This is a genomic window from Muricoccus vinaceus, assembly GCF_042433125.1.
Lineage (GTDB): Bacteria > Pseudomonadota > Alphaproteobacteria > Acetobacterales > Acetobacteraceae > Roseomonas > Roseomonas vinacea.
This window is the reverse complement of record NZ_JBHLVZ010000062.1, coordinates 1-16,084: the sequence shown is the minus strand read 5'-3', so window position 1 is coordinate 16,084 and position 16,084 is coordinate 1. Positions and strand designations below refer to the sequence as shown.

Annotated in this window: 14 protein-coding genes; 5 read left to right on the top strand and 9 right to left on the bottom strand. The window is 70.0% G+C overall.

What is annotated here, in order from left to right:
- Together ACFFIC_RS18295 and ACFFIC_RS18290 are read left to right on the top strand one after the other, a co-directional pair.
- Positions 1-1,530 (top strand): histidine kinase (locus tag ACFFIC_RS18295; RefSeq protein ID WP_377052971.1); only part of this gene is annotated, 1,530 nt, incomplete at its 5' end.
- Complete coding sequence (locus tag ACFFIC_RS18290; RefSeq protein WP_377052969.1) at positions 1,487-2,104, top strand: response regulator; 618 nt, start codon at positions 1,487-1,489, stop codon at positions 2,102-2,104. The genes ACFFIC_RS18295 and ACFFIC_RS18290, both read left to right, overlap by 44 nt.
- Before the next feature lie 116 nt (positions 2,105-2,220).
- Here the strand turns inward: ACFFIC_RS18290 and ACFFIC_RS18285 are convergent, their stop codons facing one another.
- From ACFFIC_RS18285 to ACFFIC_RS18250, 8 genes are all read right to left on the bottom strand, one after another.
- Positions 2,221-3,090: an amidohydrolase family protein gene (locus tag ACFFIC_RS18285; protein WP_377052967.1), complete on the bottom strand. Its 870-nt coding sequence runs from the start codon at positions 3,088-3,090 to the stop codon at positions 2,221-2,223.
- Positions 3,090-4,061, bottom strand: coding sequence for a Bug family tripartite tricarboxylate transporter substrate binding protein (locus tag ACFFIC_RS18280; RefSeq protein ID WP_377052965.1), 972 nt, complete (start codon positions 4,059-4,061; stop codon positions 3,090-3,092). Before ACFFIC_RS18280 ends, ACFFIC_RS18285 begins: the two co-directional genes overlap by 1 nt.
- A 27-nt stretch (positions 4,062-4,088) precedes the next feature.
- Entirely contained in the window at positions 4,089-5,138 is a 1,050-nt protein-coding gene (locus ACFFIC_RS18275) for an amidohydrolase family protein (RefSeq protein WP_377052963.1), read from the bottom strand.
- 4 nt (positions 5,139-5,142) lie between these two features.
- Positions 5,143-6,135 (bottom strand): Bug family tripartite tricarboxylate transporter substrate binding protein, encoded by a 993-nt coding sequence (locus ACFFIC_RS18270; protein ID WP_377052961.1) that lies wholly within the window; start codon positions 6,133-6,135, stop codon positions 5,143-5,145.
- Positions 6,123-7,115: a tripartite tricarboxylate transporter substrate binding protein gene (locus ACFFIC_RS18265; protein ID WP_377052959.1), complete on the bottom strand. Its 993-nt coding sequence runs from the start codon at positions 7,113-7,115 to the stop codon at positions 6,123-6,125. The genes ACFFIC_RS18270 and ACFFIC_RS18265 overlap by 13 nt, the downstream gene beginning before the upstream one ends.
- Positions 7,116-7,138: 23 nt before the next feature.
- On the bottom strand, positions 7,139-10,201 hold the full coding sequence (gene ydiJ / locus ACFFIC_RS18260) for a D-2-hydroxyglutarate dehydrogenase YdiJ (protein ID WP_377052957.1): 3,063 nt from the start codon (positions 10,199-10,201) through the stop codon (positions 7,139-7,141).
- A 19-nt stretch (positions 10,202-10,220) separates the two neighbouring features.
- Complete coding sequence (locus ACFFIC_RS18255) at positions 10,221-11,237, bottom strand: hydroxyacid dehydrogenase (RefSeq protein ID WP_377052955.1); 1,017 nt, start codon at positions 11,235-11,237, stop codon at positions 10,221-10,223.
- Positions 11,238-11,314: 77 nt separating this feature from the next.
- Entirely contained in the window at positions 11,315-11,995 is a 681-nt protein-coding gene (locus ACFFIC_RS18250; protein WP_377052953.1) for an RraA family protein, read from the bottom strand.
- Positions 11,996-12,121: 126 nt separating this feature from the next.
- On the opposite strand from ACFFIC_RS18250, the gene ACFFIC_RS18245 reads away from it, so the two are divergent.
- From ACFFIC_RS18245 to ACFFIC_RS18235, 3 genes are read left to right on the top strand one after another with little or no spacing between them, the layout of a single operon-like run.
- Positions 12,122-13,114: a Bug family tripartite tricarboxylate transporter substrate binding protein gene (locus ACFFIC_RS18245; RefSeq protein ID WP_377052951.1), complete on the top strand. Its 993-nt coding sequence runs from the start codon at positions 12,122-12,124 to the stop codon at positions 13,112-13,114.
- Between the two features lie 10 nt (positions 13,115-13,124).
- Positions 13,125-14,048: an SMP-30/gluconolactonase/LRE family protein gene (locus ACFFIC_RS18240; protein WP_377052949.1), complete on the top strand. Its 924-nt coding sequence runs from the start codon at positions 13,125-13,127 to the stop codon at positions 14,046-14,048.
- Between the two features lie 60 nt (positions 14,049-14,108).
- The gene (locus tag ACFFIC_RS18235) at positions 14,109-14,831 is read left to right on the top strand and encodes an IclR family transcriptional regulator (RefSeq protein ID WP_377052947.1); all 723 of its coding nucleotides are present in this window, start codon (positions 14,109-14,111) and stop codon (positions 14,829-14,831) included.
- A gap of 64 nt (positions 14,832-14,895) precedes the next feature.
- Here the strand turns inward: ACFFIC_RS18235 and ACFFIC_RS18230 are convergent, their stop codons facing one another.
- A complete protein-coding gene (locus ACFFIC_RS18230) occupies positions 14,896-15,792 on the bottom strand; it encodes an IS5 family transposase (RefSeq protein ID WP_377052945.1) in 897 nt (298 codons plus the stop codon).
- Positions 15,793-16,084: the final 292 nt, after the last annotated feature.

Below are 16,084 nucleotides of genomic sequence, written 5' to 3'. Positions count from 1 at the left end.
TGGCCACCCAAGCCCTACACACCGGACCGTGCCGGATTTTCCACCACCTCCGCGGACGCTACCGAGGTCGCCGACAGTCCTTTCTTCGCCTTCCTCACCTTTCCGCTGCTCAGTGCCAGCTTCCGATGGGGGTGGCGTGGCATCCTTTGGACGAGCGTGGGCCTCGTGGCCCTCTACGCGGTGTCGAGCGTCGTCTTCTGGCCCACATGGCTGGCAGCAGAGTTTGAACCCACCCGTTTTGGCGTGCACAGCGCACATGTGCTGGCAGTCGGCGCGATGCTGGCCCTGTTCAGCCTTCAGCAGCGCCATTTCGGCGACGAGTTGATCCGGCTGGGCACCTGGCCGGCCGCCACATCTACGGCTGAGCAGCCGATGTCGGAAGCGCTGGAGTATGCGGCAAAGGTGTTTGCCGCACCTCGGGCTATCCTTGTTCGCAGTGACGCACTGGAGCCCTGGGTGGAGCTGGCGGACTGGTCTGCGGGTCAAGCCATTATCAGGCGCTTTCCACCTGGCGCGATAGACCCCCCAGTGCCGGAAGCGCTTGCCCAATTCAGCTTCCTCGCTGAAGGCAACGTGGCATTCGTGCATCGTGGCAAGGGCCGCCTGGACGTTTGGCAAAGTCGCGAGGCGCCGATTAACGAAGCCATACGCCGACAGTGTGACTTTGATGCGGCTCTTTGCTTTCCGGTTCGGTCCGAAGAGGTCACTGGCGGGCTCCTCATTCCCGGCCGCAGGAAGGTCGCGGCTGAGGACTTCATCACAGGAGACTTGGTTGCCGCGCGGGTGGTGGTCGCGTTTGAACAGGCGACCGCGCGGAACATGCTGCGCGACGCGTCGGCAGCAGAGGATCGATTGCGACTCAGCCGGGACCTGCACGATGGCGTCCTCCAGGCCTTGACCGGTGCGGCGCTCAAACTCCAGGCCGCTCTCCACGAGCACACAGTGTCGCCGGAGCTTCGGTCCCGCCTAAGCGAAGTCGGTCCTTGCTCGCGGCAGAGCAACGCGAGCTTCGAGGCTTCATCACACGCCTGCGTCCCGGGGCAGCGGCTCTGGCCACAGAGGCCTCGGTGGATCTTGGCAGCTACCTGGATCAGTTGGCTGGCGCGCTACGGCTGCAATGGGGGCTGGTTGTCATGCTCCAGGTTGAACCGCAGGAAGCTGTTGTTTCGGGCCGTCTGGTTCATCAGCTACGCCACATCATACGGGAGAGCGCCGCCAATGCGGCGAAGCATGGCAAGGCACATCACCTCACCATTTCCACGATGCTTGGAGACCATGCGCTCACTCTCGAGACCTCAAATGATGGTGCCTGTCTTATTGAACAAGGATGCTTCGACGCTAACGAACTCAGGCGGCGCGGGATCGGTCCACGCTCGCTGCGTGAGCGCGTCACAGCACTTGGCGGCAAATTCTCGCTCAGATCAGGTTCGAGCGGACTCTGCCTCGCGATGGAGATCCCGCTGCAAGACCCAGGAGGCCGAGGCTCATGGCCCGGATCCTGATTGCCGACGACCATCCGGTCGTGCTTGAGGGCTTGGCAGGACTTCTGACCGGGGCAGGCCACCACATCGTGGCGCGGTGCACCATAGGAACCGAGGTTCCGGCGGCAACGGAGGGGTCGCATCCGGACCTCCTGCTGCTCGATTTGAACATGCCGGGCGAGGATGGCTTGCAGCTGCTCCGCCGCCTGCCGGCGAACGGCTCCCGGCCATTTCGGATCGTCCTGCTCACTTCCAGCATTACCGATGCGCAGGCTGCGGAGGCGGTGCGGCTAGGCGTGAATGGATTGGTGCTGAAAGACGCGGCTCCTCAGGTGCTTGTGGAGTGCGTTCAGGCGGTCATGGCAGGCCGCCGCTGGTTGGATCCCGAAGTTGCAGAGAGGATTCTCGGGACCCGTGGGGAGCAAAATGCCAGAACCTCAAACTGCCAGCTTAGCCCGCGCGAGAAGGACATCGTAGATCTAGTGCAACGCGGCATGCGGAACCGGCAGATTGGCGAACGTTTAAACCTCACCGAAGGAACCGTTAAAGTGTACCTGCACAACATCTACCAGAAGATGGGTGTGACGAGCCGAACGGACTTGGCTGCCAGAACTCGAGAGTAAGTGCTTGGCAACTGTGCTGCACGAACCTGACCCAAATGCATAGCGAACAAAAGGTCTATTGTCGTGCGTGAGGGGCGGGGAGGGAGCAGTTGCCACAATGGTCGCTGCCTGCCGCCTCAAAAGCCGTAGAGTTCCGCTGGATTGTCCACCAGCATCTGCTGCCAGATAGGTGGGAACGCCACCCAAGCCGCTCCGAGGTCCAAGAGATCGGCATCGTCGGGTTTGTGGTCGGGCGGCTGTGTCGGGTGTGGCCAGTCGCTGCCCCAGAGGAGGCGCTTCGGTGCCGCTCGTGCGAGGGCGGCGGCCACGCGGCCAGCATCGTCGTAGCTGGGTGGTCCCGTGCGGCTGCGGATGTATGGGCCGGAAATCTTGATCCAGGTGCTGCCACGATCGAGCAGCCGCCGAATGACGCCGAAGGCGGCGCTCTCCAGACCTGCCGGGTGCGGCACCTGACCGAGATGGTCCAGGACCAGGCGGCAGGGTAGCTGCGCCAAGGTCTGCTCCATCGCGACGAGCTGGGCTTCGGAGGCGTTGAGCTGCATGTGCCACCCCAGCGTGGCAAGACGCCGTCCGAGCGGCTCCACCGCCTCGGCCGTCAGCACGCCGGGCATGGTGAGGTTGAAGCGGACGCCGCGCACGCCCGCCGCGTCGAGCCGGCGAAGGGCCGCTTCCGGGACATCCGGCTCCACCACCGCCACCATGCGGTACTGATCCGGTCCCAAAACCTCCATGGCGCGGAGGTGGCGGGCATTGTCGGTCCCATAGGCCGAGGGCTGCACCAGCACGCCGCGCGACAGGCCCAGGCGGCGCCTGAGCGCGAGGTAGTCTTCCTCAAGCGCATTCGGATGGTGCGGGGTGCCCGGGCCGGAGGGAACCCGGGCGTCGTAGATGTGGAAATGGCAGTCCGTCGCGCCGGGCGGCACCGGCGTCGCCGGTGGCCCACTCCCTGCCGACCAGGGCGCGAGCGCCGCCTCGGACGCTGCCATCAGTCGAGCGTCGCGCCGGATTGGCGAACGAGCTGCGCCCAGATCGGCCGCTCCTTTGTCGCCCGCGCCGCAGCTTCCTGCGGCGTAGTTCCGAGAACGCGGTTTCCCGTGGGACGGAAGCGCGCCTGCACGGCCGGGTCTGCCGCGGCGTCCTGCATCGCCTCGGACAGGCGCTGCACCACGGGGGCTGGCGTGCCGGCGGGCACGGTGATGGCGCCCCAGGAGGTCAGGACGAAGTCCGGGACGCCTGCCTCGGCCATGGTGGGCACGTCGGGCAGGTCGGGCGAGTGCCCGGCCGAGGTGACAGCCAGCGCCCGCAGCTTGCCGCCGCGCAGGTTGCCGAGCGCCGTCGGCACGTTGTCCACCACGAACTGGATGTCGCCGCGCAGCATGGAGGTCAGCGCATCCGCTCCGCCGCGAAAGGGAACATGCGTGCCCTGGATGCCCGTGCGCCGGCACAGCATCTCGCCCGAGAGATGGACGGTGGTGCCCACGCCCGAACTGCCGAAGGCCACGCCGTCGGGGCGGGCCTTCGCCCAGGCCACGAACTCCTGGAGGGTCTTGGAGGGGACGTGATCAACCGGCACCACGACGACGAGAGGCGCCTCCCACCCAAGGGAGACCGGCACCAGGTCCTTCTCGGGGTCGTAGGGCAGGTTGCGGTAGAGGTACTGGTTGATGGCGAGGCTGTTCACCGCGCTGGCTCCGAGCGTGTAGCCGTCCGGCGCCGCGTTCGTGACGGCAGCCGTGCCGATCGTGCCTCCACCACCGGTGCGGTTCTCCACGACGACGGACTGCCCAAGACGCGCGCTCAGAGCCTCGCCGATCAGCCGGCCGGCAAGGTCCACCGCGCCGCCGGGTGGATAGGCGACCACCAAACGGAGGGGGCGCGTGGGCCAGGACTGCGCGTGTGCCCCGACGGGCAACGCGAACAGCGCGGGAGCGGAGAGCAGGGTGCGGCGTGCGATCATGGTTCCGGTGTTTCCTTGTTTTCTCGTTCAGTCCGTTGGAAGGGGCGGGAGGCGGTAGGTGCGGAGCGCCGTGCCGCTGAACAGCGCGGTCCTTTCCTCCGTCGAGGCCGGGGCGGCGAAGTGCTTGAAGGCATTCCACAGCGTGACGTAGCCAGCGCTGCCCTTGTCCACGGGGAAGTTGCTCTCAAACATGCACCGCGCCGCGCCGAAGGCGCCGACGCAGGTCTCCAGGTAAGGATGCCAGGCTGCCGCTAGCTGCTCGGAGGTAGGGGGCGTTTCCTGAAGTTCGAAGTCGAAGCCGTTCACCGCCATGCCAAGGCCGCCGAGCTTCACCACGACGTTCGGGCACGCCGCGAGGAGGCGCATGCGCCCGCCCCATTCCGCGAGCACCTCCGCGCGGCGATCCCGGTACGGGCCGGCCCCGAGCGGGCCGCCGCAATGGTCCAACACCACCGTCAGGCCGGGCAGAGCGCGGGCCAGGGCGAGCACCTCGTCGAGCTGGGTGTGGTAGGCCCAGATGTCGAGCAACAGGCCGCGCTCCGCGAGGCGCGACGCACCGCGGCGAAAGGCGGGCTCGGAGAGCAGGCCGGGCCGGGGCGGCACGGGGTTCGAGTTGATCTCCGGCGCCGCGTGCCAGGCCGTCTGGTTCCGCACGCCGCGGAAGCGCTCCCCACCCGCGCGGATGTGCCGCTCCAGCAGGGGGACGACGCCGTCGCCCAGCATCAGGTCCACCATGCCGACGATGCCCGCGCAGGCGCGGATCGGGCCATGCAGGCCGCTCGCGCTCTCAGCCGCGACCCCGTTCGCGAACTCCGTCTCGCCAAGGCTGCGGAGTTCCTCCGCCCCCTCGGCCCGGTACATGGACCGGGCCTGGACATAGACCGTGGCCCGCACGTCGTGCCCGCCGCCCGTGTCGCGCAGCAGGTCGTCCAGCAGGTAGCGGGAACCCGGGCGGTCCCAGAGGTGGTGGTGCGCGTCCACGATCGGCAGGTCGGGATCGAGGGCCTCCTCCTCGACCTGCGCCAGCCAAGCCTCGCGCACCGGCAGGTGCGGCGAGGCGTGCGCCCGCTCCGCCATCCCCCTACTCCAGCCGGATGCCCGCCTCGCGCACGAAGCCCTGCCAGCGCTGGCTCTGGGCCGCGAAGAAGGCTGCGAACTTCTCGGGCGTGTTACGCTCGGCCTGCAGATCCTGGCTCCGGAGTTTCTCGGCCACGTCCGGCCGGCCGAGCGCCTCGTTCAGCAACGTGTTGAGGCGTGCCACCACGGCCGGGGAGGTGCCCTTGGGCAGGAAGACGCCGTTCCACTCGTAGGTCTCAAAGCCCGGGAGCAGGTCCGAGACCGGCGGGACATCCGGCAGCGAGGTGAGCCGCCCCTTGCCGGTATGGGCGAGCGCCCGGAGCTTGCCCTCCTTGACGAAGGCGACCGGCGCGTTGGCGTTGCCGAAGTAGAGGTCAACCGTTCCCGTCATCAGGTCGGTGTAGATGGGCGCCCCGCCGCGGTAGGGGACGTGGTTGACCGGCATGCCCGTCTGGCGCGCGAAGAGCTCCATGGAGAGGTGCTGGATGGAGCCGATGCCGGCCGAGGCACCGTTGATGCCGCGCTTCTCCCTGGCATAGGCGATCAGCTCCGCGAGCGTGCGGATCGGAAGGCTGGCCGGCACCAGCACGAACTGCGGCACGGTGACGGTGCGGAAGACCGGGATGAAGTCCCTGCCAGCGTCGTAAGGCAGGTTGCTGAAGAGGGCCTTCTCAACCGACAGACCGGTCGAGCCGTGCATGACGGTGTAGCCGTCGGGCGCGGACTGCGCGAAGGCGGCCGCGCCGATCGTGCCGGTGGCACCCGGCCGGTTCTCGATCACGAAGGGCTTGCCCGTGCCCTGGGAAAGGGCATTGAAGAACAGACGCCCGACGATGTCGGCCGTGCCGCCGGGCGGCCAGGGCAGGATGACGCGCACGGGCCGTTCGGGCCAGCTGCCGTCCTGCGCGCGCGCGAGGCGGCCGGACAGAAGCCCGGACAGAAGCAACGGGGGCGCCGCGAGCAGGAGGGCGCGGCGGGAGGGGGTTACTGCTGCCACGGGGTCTTCTCCCAGATCTGGCGGTAACGGGCTTCCTGGGCCGGCATCTGAGCCTCCCATTCGGCGCCCGGCAGGTAGGCCATGGGCAGCTCGAGCTGCCGCGCCTTCTCCATCCAATCGGGCTTGGCGATGACGCGCGCGACGGCCTCCTGCAGGCGGAGCGCGATCTCGTCGGGCAGGCCGCGCGGGGCGGCGATGCCGCGCTCGCTCGTCATGACCACGTCGTAGCCCGCCTCGCGGAAGGTCGGCACGTCCGGCATCAGGTCCCAGCGGTGCTCGCCCATGCCGGCGAGCGGCCGGAGGGCGGGCTTTTCCTGGCCGAGCATGCCGATCTCGCCGAGGTTCAGCCCGGCCACGTCGATGTGGCGCGCCAGCACGGCGTTCTTCACCAGCCCCGCCCCCGCATAGGGCGCGTGGATGAATTCGGTGCCCGTTGCCGCCTGGAAGAGCGTGAGACCGAGATGGTCGTCCGTGCCGACGCCAGAGGAGCCGACGCTGATCTGCCCGGGCCGGCGCTTCGCGTCCGCCACGAGATCGGCGAGCGTCCTGTAGGGAGAGTCCCGGTGCACCACGAACGCGGTCGGGTCGTCCACGAGGCGGGCGATGGCGCGGATCTTCGCGCGGTCGTAGCGCACGCGCCGCTCGATGGGCACGGAGAGGTAGCCGGGGGTGTTGATGCCGCCGATGGTGAAGCCGTCCGGCCGCGCGGCCTGGAGTGTGGTGTAGGCGGTTTCCCCGCCCGCGCCCGGGCGGTTGCTGATGACGAAGTTGGCGCCGGGCAGCTCCGCCGCCAGGAACAGCGCGAGGGCGCGCAGCATCACGTCGGTGCCGCCGCCGGGGGCGAAGCCCACCACGATCTCGATCGGCCGCCCGGCGGGCCAGGCGGCCTGCGCCAGGGCGGGACGGGCGAGCGGGGCGGCGGCGAGTGCCGCGCCGGCCGCCAGCAGGCGGCGGCGCCCAGGGTTTGCCCTTGTGGTCATTCTCGTTTCCTCCTTAGTGTTGTTCAGGCTGCCCGCGGCAGGGTGACGCCGCCGTCGCGACGACCCTCGCGGATTGCGGCCAGCAGGGCCTGGGCAGGGTGGCGCAGTGCGACACCGTCCAGGCGCTTCGCCTGGGAGCGGCAGGAATAGCCGGTGGCCAAGACGTCGCCGCCGCCCCAGACCTGAGCCGCCCAGCTCAGGCCGTAGAGATGCTCGGACATCGCCCGGTGCTCCGCCTCGTGCCCGTAGGTGCCGGCCATGCCGCAGCAGCCGGCGGGCGGCACCTCCAGCGCCAGGCCGTGGCGGGCGAACACGGCGCGCCACTCGCGCGCGGAGGCTGCGGCGTTGGTGCGCTCCGTGCAGTGCAGGAGGAGGCGGAACGGGCCTGGGGCGGCGCCGCGCGGCGCCTTGCCGGTCTGGCGTGAGAGCCATTCCTGCAGCAGCAGCACGGGCGGGGCGGCGACGCCCGCCTCCTTGTACTCGGAGCGGTAGGTGAGCGTCATGGAGGGGTCGATCCCGACCAGCGGCACGCCGGTTTCCGCCAGCGCGCCGAGCGCCGCCGCGTTCGCCGCGGCCGCCCTGGCGAAGGCGCCGAGGAAGCCGTGCACGTGCAGCGGCTTGCCGTTGGGCCGGAAGGGCGCGACCCAGGGGCGCGCGCCGAGGGCGAGGGCCAGGTCCAGCACGTCGAGCAGGAGGCGCGTTTCGTTGAAGCTCGTGAAGGCGTCCTGCACGAAGACCACGGCGCGCGCGCGGTCCTCCTCCCGCAGGGCGCGCAGCGCCGCCGGTTCGGCCAGGGCGATGCCGCGGGCGGCAAGCTCCGCGCCGAGGTCGATGCCGGAGGCGGGCGGGCTGTCTACGAGGCCGGCGACGCGCAGCGCGGCGCGGCCGGGCGCGCTGCCGATGGCGAGGTTGTAGAGGCGCGGCACGCGCGCCGCGAGCGGCAGGAGGCGCTCCGCCCGCGCCACGAGGTGGTGGCGAAGCGGGCGGAGGTAGCGTCCGTGATAGAGTTCCAGGAAGCGTGCCCGGAAGCCGGGCACGTCGACCTTGATGGGGCAGCCGCCGGTGCAGGACTTGCAGGCGAGGCAGCCGTCCATCGCGTCCTTCACGCCGTGCGAGAAGTCCGCCTCGCCGCGCCGCCGTGCGAGCGTGTTCCGCAGCCGCGCGAGGACGCCGCGCAGGGGCGGGGAGGCGCGCAGGGCGGCCGCCTCGGCCACCGGGTCCACCCCGGCCTCGCTCAGCCGCCGCAGCCATTCCCTCACCAGCATTGCCCGGCCCTTGGGCGAGTGCCGCCGCTCGCGCGTGCCCTTCCAGGAGGGGCACATCGCATCGTCGGCGTCCCAGTTGAAGCAGGCGCCGTTGCCGTTGCAGTGCATCGCCGTGTCGTAGGGGGCGCGCACCGCCGCAGGGATCGCGCGGTCGGCCTCGCCGCGCGTGGGCACGCCGTCCACCCGCAGCAATGCCCCGCTGTCCGGAGGGGTGGCGATCTTGCCGGGGTTGAGTTGGTTGTGCGGGTCGAAGGCGGCCTTCACGGCTTGCACCAGCGGGTAGAGTGGGCCGAAGAAGCGCGGCGAGTACTCGGAGCGCACGCCCTTGCCGTGCTCGCCCCAGAGCAGGCCGCCGTGGCGCTGCGTCAGCGTCGCGACGGCGTCCGAGACGTCGCGGATGAGGCGTTCCTGCGCCGGATCCTTCATGTCGATGGCCGGGCGGACGTGCAGCACGCCCGCGTCCACGTGCCCGAACATGCCGTAGTCCAGCCCGGCGCCGTCCAGCAGCGCGCGGAACTCGGCGATGTAGTCGGCCAGGTGCTCGGGCGGGACGGCCGTGTCCTCGACGAAGGCGATGGGGCGCCGCTCGCCCGCCATGTTGCCAAGCAGGCCGACCGCGCGCTTGCGCATGTCCCAGACGCGGCCCACCGCGGCCTCGCCGCGGGCGACCGTGTAGCCCAGGCGGTGCCCGGCGAAGCCCTCGGCGTCCAGCGTCGCGGTCAGGCGCGCGAGGGCGCCTTCCACCTCGTCCTCCGCGTCGCCGACGAACTCCACGAGCAGCACGCCGCGCGTCGGGCGCCCCGTGTCCTCGGGGAAGAAGGGGCGCACGCCCTCCCACACGATGTCCTCCTGCGCGAGGGCGAGGACCTTGCTGTCCACCGTCTCGACGGAGGCGGCTCCGAAGGCCATCAGCGCGCCCGCATCGCGCAGCGCCGCGTCGAAGCTGCCGTAGCGCAGGTTCACCAGGGCGACGTGCTCCGGGATCGGCAGGATGCTCAGCGTGGCTTCCGTCACCACGCCGAGGGTGCCCTCCGCGCCGCAGATCACGCTGTTCAGATCGAAGCGGCCCGTCGCGTCCCGGATATGGGCGAGGTCGTAGCCGGTGAGGCAGCGGTTGAGCTTCGGGAAGCCGGCCTCGATCTCGGATGCGTGCCCGCGCTGGATGGTGTCCACGGCGCGGTGGACGGCGCCGACCAGGTCCGTCCGGCGCTGGACGGCGCGCAGCGCCTCCTCCTCCAGCGGGGTGGAGTCCCAGGCCGTGCCGTCGGCCAGCACCGTGGTCAGCGCCAGCACGTGGTCCCGCGTCTTGCCGTAAAGGCAGGAGCCCTGGCCGGAGGCGTCGGTGGCGATCATCCCGCCGATGGTGGCGCGGTTTGAGGTGGAGAGCTCCGGCGCGAAGAACAGGTCGTGCGAGGCGAGCGCCGCGTTGAGCTGGTCCTTTACCACGCCGGCCTGCACGCGCACGCGCCGCGCGGCCGGGTCGATATGCAGAATGCGGTTCATGTGTCGCGACAGGTCGAGCACGATCCCGGCCGTCAGCGACTGCCCGTTGGTACCCGTGCCGCCGCCGCGCGGCGCCAGCACCACGGTGCGGAAGCGCTCCTCCGCCAGGAGGCGCAGGGCGCGGGCGACGTCCGCCGTGTCCCGCGGGAAGAGCACGGCTTGGGGCGGGACGCGGTAGATGGAGTTGTCGGTCGCGAAGACCATCCGGTCCGCGTCGCCCGCGGCGATCCCGCCCGTGAAGCCGGCCGCCCGGAGGGCGTCCAGGAAGGCGCGGGTGAGCGCCTCCGGCGGCGGCGCCTCGGGGATGCGCGGGATCATGGGCGGTTCCTTCGCGCCGTCAGATCGCCGGCGCGAGCTCGGCCGGGAGGCCGCCGGGGACGACCACGGCGCCCTCCAGCGCGGGCAGGCGCCCGGCCAGGACGGCTATGATGCTCTCCGCCGCGCCGCAGGCCATGCCCGTCGCGCCGCGCGGCGTGTTGGCGGCCAGGTGCGGCGTGGCGACGACGCGCGGGTGGTTGCGGAAGGGGCTCTCCTTCTCCAGCGGCTCCTTCACGAAGACGTCCACGCCGGCCCAGCTGAGATGGCCCGAATCCAGCGCGGCGAGCAGCGCGTTCTGGTCGACGATGCCGCCGCGGGCGGTGTGGACGAGGATGGCGCCGCGCGGCAGCAGCGCCAGCTCCGCCGCGCCGATCAGGCCGCGCGTCCCCGGCTCCAGCGGGCAGTGCAGGGACAGCACCTCGGACCGGCGCAGCAGGTCGGGCAGCGTCTCCACCCGCTCCACCGGGCCGGGCAGCGGACCGGCGGGCAGAAGGGGGTCGTGGGCGATCACGCGCATGCCGAAGGCGGTGGCCATGCGGGCGACCTTGGTGCCGATGGCGCCATACCCGACGATGCCGAGCGTCATGCCGTCGATGTCGCGCGTCATGCGGGAGGTCTTCTCCCAGAGCCCGTCCCGCATGCCGGCGGTGACGGAGGGCAGGTCCTTCAGCATCGTCAGCATCAGCGCCATCGCGTGCTCGGCCACCGAGCGCGAGTTGGCGCCGGCCGCGCGCGTGACGGTCAGGTCGCGGGCGCGGGCGGCGGGGATGTCGATGCCGTCGATCCCCGCGCCGTGGCGCGCGACCACCCGCAGCTCGGGCGCGGCGGCGTCCATGACCGTGCCGTTGATGATGCCCTGCCGGTGCAGGATGGCCACCGGACGGTGCTCCCGGATGGCGGCGAGAAGCTCCTCCTCGCCGGGGTAGCCGGAGGTGCAGCGCACGGCGTAGCCCGCCTTCTCCAGCATCGTGACGGCCTCGGCGGCCAGCCAGGCGGCCGAGACGAGGACGGTGGGGCGTGCGTCGGTATCAGTCATGGAAGGGCTCTCGAGGGCTGGAAGGGGGAAGGGGGCCGGCCCGGGCTTGTCCTGGCGCGCCGCGGCAGCGGGGAGGACTACGCCAGCCCCTCGCAGCCGAGCTTGCGGAGTGAGGTATCCACCCAGGACGCGTCGTGGGCGCCGGCCAGGATGTTCGCCATCTGTCTCTCCTCCGCTGCCTGCTTCGCGCTCGCGGCGGCGTGGACGGCCTCGGCCTCGTCAAGCGGCACGCCGAGCAGTCCGTCGTCGTCGCCGAGGACGAGGTCGCCCGGCGCGATCACCATGCCGTCGAGCGCGACCGGCACGTTGATCTCGCCCGGCCCGTCCTTGTAGGGGCCGCGATGGGTGACGCCCGCGGCGAAGACGGGGAAGGCCTGCGCGCGGATCGCGGCGCTGTCGCGAATCGCGCCGTTGATGACGATGCCGGCGAGGCCGCGCTTCACCATCTGCGCCAGCATCAGCTCGCCGATGAGGGCATTGGTCAGGTCCCCGCCCGCATCGACGACGATCACGTCGCCGGGCACCGCGAGCGCGATCGCCTTGTGGATCATCAGGTTGTCGCCGGGCCGGGTCCTCACCGTCAGCGCGGGGCCGGCCAGCACGGCGCCGGGCGCGTGCATCGGGCGCAGCCGCGCGCCGCCGGCCGTCAGGCGGGACATCACGTCGCTCACGTTGGCGACGGGCAGCGCCCGGAAGCGCTCGACCAGGGCGGCATCGACCCGGCGGGTGCGCGAAAGAATGCGGAAGCCTGCTGCCAAGGTCGTCCTCCCAGGGAAAGGCGCCGTGCCGCGCCGTTTTGTTGACACCGCCGCCGTTCTGGTGCCAGAACGCCCCAAGAAACGCAACGCCGTTTCGAAATAGACGATCAAGAAGAGGAAGCGCAAGTGTCGATTTGCCGTCCCCCCATCGTTTCTCGCCGCGTCCTCCTCGGCACTGCCCTGGGCGGCCTCGCGCTGCCGCGCCCCGCCCGCTCGCAGGCTGCCTACCCGGCTCGCCCGGTTCGGGTGATCGTGCCCTGGGCGCCGGGTGGCGCCGTGGACACGCTGGCGCGCCGCGTCTCCCAGAAGCTGTCCGAGCAGATGGGTCAGACCTTCTTGGTCGAGAACAAGTCGGGCGCCACGGGCACGATCGGCGCTGCGGAGGCGGCCCGTGCCGCGCCGGACGGCTACACGCTGCTGGCGATGGACAACACCTACGCCATGCTGCCCTACCTGTTCAGCCGCCTGCCCTTCGACCAGGCGACGGCATTCCGGCCGGTCACCGTCACGGCCTTCTCACCCATCCTGCTCGCCGTTGGGGAAAAGTCGCCCTATCGCGACCTCGCCTCCCTCGTCGCGGAGGCGAAGAAGGAGCCGGAGAAGCTGACCTACGGGACAGGCGGTATGGGCAGCGCGCCCCACTTCGCAACACTGGCCTTCGAGCGCGCGGCGGGGGTGAAGCTCTACCACGTGCCCTTCCGCGGCGCCGGCGAGGCCGTCATCGGCGTTCTCTCGGGCAACGTGGACCTAGTGATGATCTCGCCCGGATCGGCCCTCGGGAACATCCGCGGCGGACAGCTTCGCCCTCTTGCGATCAGCGGCGAGTACCGAGTGGCCGCTCTTCCAGACGTGCCGACCTTCGGAGAGGCGGGTCTGCCCGGCTTCGGGGTGATCAACTGGTCCGGTCTCGCGGCGCCCAAGGGCACGTCGGACGCCATCGTGGAGCGGTTGCACCAAGAGGCAGTGCGCGCCCTCGCTGCGCCCGACATGAAGGCCTTCATTGCCGAGCTCGGCTCCGAGCCCGGTGGCATTACGCCCGCGGCCTTCGGCCAGCTCCTAAGCGAGGAGGCGGCCCGCTGGCGCGAGGTTGCTGCCTCGGGCGGCATCGAGCGTCAGTGAGGTCGGCCCGATGAGCTTCTTCGCCCCACCACCCCGCCTCGAGACCGAGGTCTTCGCGCGCCTGCCGGACCGCTTCCGGCGGAGCCGGCGGACGGCCTGGAGCGACGCCAACCGCGCCGGGCGGCCGGTGGACAGCTTTCTGGAGGGACCTTCCTTCGATCGGCAGGGTCGGCTCTACGTCACCGACATTCCTTTCGGGCGCATCTTCCGCGTTTCGCCGCAGGGGGAGTGGGAGCAGGTCGCCGAGTATGACGGCTGGCCGAACGGGCTGAAGATCCACCGGGACGGGCGGATCTTCATTACGGATTACAGGCGCGGGATCATGCTGCTGGACCCAGCGACCGGGTTAGTCACCGCCCTGTTGGAGACGGCGCGCTCCGAAAGCTTCAAGGGCGTCAACGATCTCGTCTTTGGGCCCGGGGGCGAACTCTACTTCACAGATCAGGGGCAGACTGGGCTGCAGGACCCAACGGGAAGGGTATACCGCCTGGGCACGGATGGGCGCCTGGACTGCCTAGTCGACACGGTTCCGAGCCCCAACGGCATCGTCGTGGCGCCGGACGCCTCCTTCTTGCTGGTGGCGGTCACGCGGGCGAACCAGATCTGGCGCCTGCCACTGCATGCCGATGGCAGCGTCACAAAGGCGAGCATCTTCTGCCACCTCCATGGCGGCCCGAGCGGACCCGACGGACTGGCGCTGGATGCTGAGGGCGGACTGCTTGTCGCCCATGCCGGGTTTGGCACAGTTTGGCGCCTTTCGCCCCGGGCCGAGCCGCTCGCGCGCATCGCCTCCTGCGCTGGCTGGTCCACCACCAACCTCGCCTTTGGCGGCGCCGATGGGCGCAGCCTGTTCGTGACGGAGTCCGAGACCGGGACCATCCTGAGGGCCGAACTAGAGGTGGAGGGTCTTCCGCTTTACTCACATGCCGCCTGAGGGCTGTGACACGGCGGGCCGGCTTGCCTTGGACGGGGAGCGACCGTAACGGTGGGCGCCATGACCGCCCAGACCCGTTCGAGCGCTTCGCTGGAGGGCGTCGCCTCGGCAGGCCGAGCCCTGACCCTGCTCTCGGCCTTCCGCCGCGGGGACGATGCCGTGACCTTAGCCGAACTGACCGCCAGGACGGGGCTGGTCAAGACCACCATCATGCGCCTCGCCATTTCGCTCGAGGAGCACGGCTATCTTGTGCGGCTTCCGGACGGTTCCTACCGTCTCGGCGCGGAACTATTCCGGCTCGGCTCGATCTATCAACAATCTTTCCGAGTTGAGGTGTATGTAATGCCGGCACTCGAGAAGCTGGTGGCAGAGACGAGTGAGAGCGCTTCCTTCTACGTCAGAAGCGGCGAGCACCGGCTCTGCCTATACCGCGTCGACTCCCCGCATCGCCTGAGGCTGCATGTTCGGCAGGGCGACATGCTTCCGATGGACAGCTCCGCTATCGCTCAGGTGCTACGGATTTTCGGGACCATACCTTTGCCGCTCGAAGCTGCAGCAACGGAAGTTCCACTCTACACGGGTGGTGAACGAGACCCCCATGTTGCTGGCTTGGCTACCCCCGTCTTCGGGCCAGGCGAGAGCTTCGCGGGCGCTCTTTGCCTTACGGGACCAGTGACCCGACTTACACCGGAAGCGGCGATAAAGGCTGGTCCGATGCTGCTTAACACCGCAGCTGACCTAACGCGCTCGCTCGGTGGCGTGCTTCCTGTCGGTCGTCCATAACGAGAATGCGCCGTGTTGCATGGCTCGCGGGTGTGGGCGAGCTGCGCCCTGCCCGGATCGGGGCTCATGTGACGCGCACGTACTCCGGGCGCCCGAGCTCGAGCATGCGATTTAGCACGTCTGCGGCGACGGCTATTTCGGCCTCCACAAGGGCGCGGCAGTTGTACCCTGACGTCCGTTGCCAGCCCATGCGGCCGTGCTCGGCAATGGTCTGAAGATGTCGATCCCGCTGCGTCGGCGCCGTCTCAGCCGTATCGCTCTGCACGGCGCTCGATCGGGGTGGGACGATGACGCGGGCCGCCGGGTGCCACGCTTCGACCCCGGCGTAGACGTCGTCCCGGTCGTTGGCCCCGTCGCCGGTGAAGGACGCCACCGGTCCGTTGACCTGGTCCAGCAAAGGCCCGACCCGCGAGCCGTCATCGGTATTCTTGTCGGTCAGCGCCGACGCGACGATACGCCCGGTGTCGGCGTCGGTGGCGAGATGGAGCTTGCGCCACCCGCGCCGCGTCCTCGAGCCATGCTTCTCCATAAGCCACTCGCCGGCGCCGCAGAGCTTCAATCCCGTGCTGTCCACCAGCAGGTGCACGGGCTCGCGCTCAGGGCGCGGACGCGGCACCTTCAGCGTCTCGGCCCGGCGGCTTATCGTGCTGTGAGCGGGCACAGCGAGGTCGAGCCCGAGCAGGCCGATGAGGGAGGCGATCAGGCCTTCCCCCTGGCGCAGCGCCAAGCGGAACACCGCCCGCAGGGTCAGCGCCGTGGTGATCGCCAGAGCGGAGTAGCGCGGCTGATCACCACGGCCGGTGCGAGGCTCAGCACGCCATGTCTCGATCGCCTCTGCCGTAAACCATACGGTGAGGCTGCCGCAGGCGCGCAGACCCGCCTCGTAGGCAGGCCAGTTCGTCACCCGGTGCCGCTGCTTCGGGATGCGGTGCCGGCGGTCGGCATTGGCCTTGTACGGCATGGTGGGCGCCTCATGAGCCATTGAGGGGTAGCCCTCACGCCAGCCTACCCGGGGATGCCCAACCGGACGACTCATGCACCAAGGTCTCCAGGTTGGGTTTCGCGAAATCAATCCCATCATTCCGCGTTCGAAGGCACCCGCGCGGGCACTCCCGAGGAGTCTGACGAAGCAAGGCAGGTTGGTGGACGTGGGGTCGCCGGTGCAGCGGCAGCGCGAGGGCACTCAAAGATCGGGACAGAACCTGGGTTGAGGCGTTGAGGAAGGATAGCCCTCCTCGTTCCTGATGAGCTCT

Excerpts from the sequence above, each read along its gene's own strand:
- ACFFIC_RS18235 (WP_377052947.1), top strand. The coding sequence starts at position 14,109 with ATGACCGCCCAGACCCGTTCGAGCGCTTCGCTGGAGGGCGTCGCCTCG.
- ACFFIC_RS18240 (WP_377052949.1), top strand. The coding sequence starts at position 13,125 with ATGAGCTTCTTCGCCCCACCACCCCGCCTCGAGACCGAGGTCTTCGCG.
- ACFFIC_RS18265 (WP_377052959.1), bottom strand. The coding sequence starts at position 7,115 with ATGACCACAAGGGCAAACCCTGGGCGCCGCCGCCTGCTGGCGGCCGGC.
- ACFFIC_RS18230 (WP_377052945.1), bottom strand. The coding sequence starts at position 15,792 with ATGCCGTACAAGGCCAATGCCGACCGCCGGCACCGCATCCCGAAGCAG.
- ydiJ (WP_377052957.1), bottom strand. The coding sequence starts at position 10,201 with ATGATCCCGCGCATCCCCGAGGCGCCGCCGCCGGAGGCGCTCACCCGC.
- ACFFIC_RS18290 (WP_377052969.1), top strand. The coding sequence starts at position 1,487 with ATGGCCCGGATCCTGATTGCCGACGACCATCCGGTCGTGCTTGAGGGC.
- ACFFIC_RS18255 (WP_377052955.1), bottom strand. The coding sequence starts at position 11,237 with ATGACTGATACCGACGCACGCCCCACCGTCCTCGTCTCGGCCGCCTGG.
- ACFFIC_RS18285 (WP_377052967.1), bottom strand. The coding sequence starts at position 3,090 with ATGGCAGCGTCCGAGGCGGCGCTCGCGCCCTGGTCGGCAGGGAGTGGG.
- ACFFIC_RS18280 (WP_377052965.1), bottom strand. The coding sequence starts at position 4,061 with ATGATCGCACGCCGCACCCTGCTCTCCGCTCCCGCGCTGTTCGCGTTG.
- ACFFIC_RS18275 (WP_377052963.1), bottom strand. The coding sequence starts at position 5,138 with ATGGCGGAGCGGGCGCACGCCTCGCCGCACCTGCCGGTGCGCGAGGCT.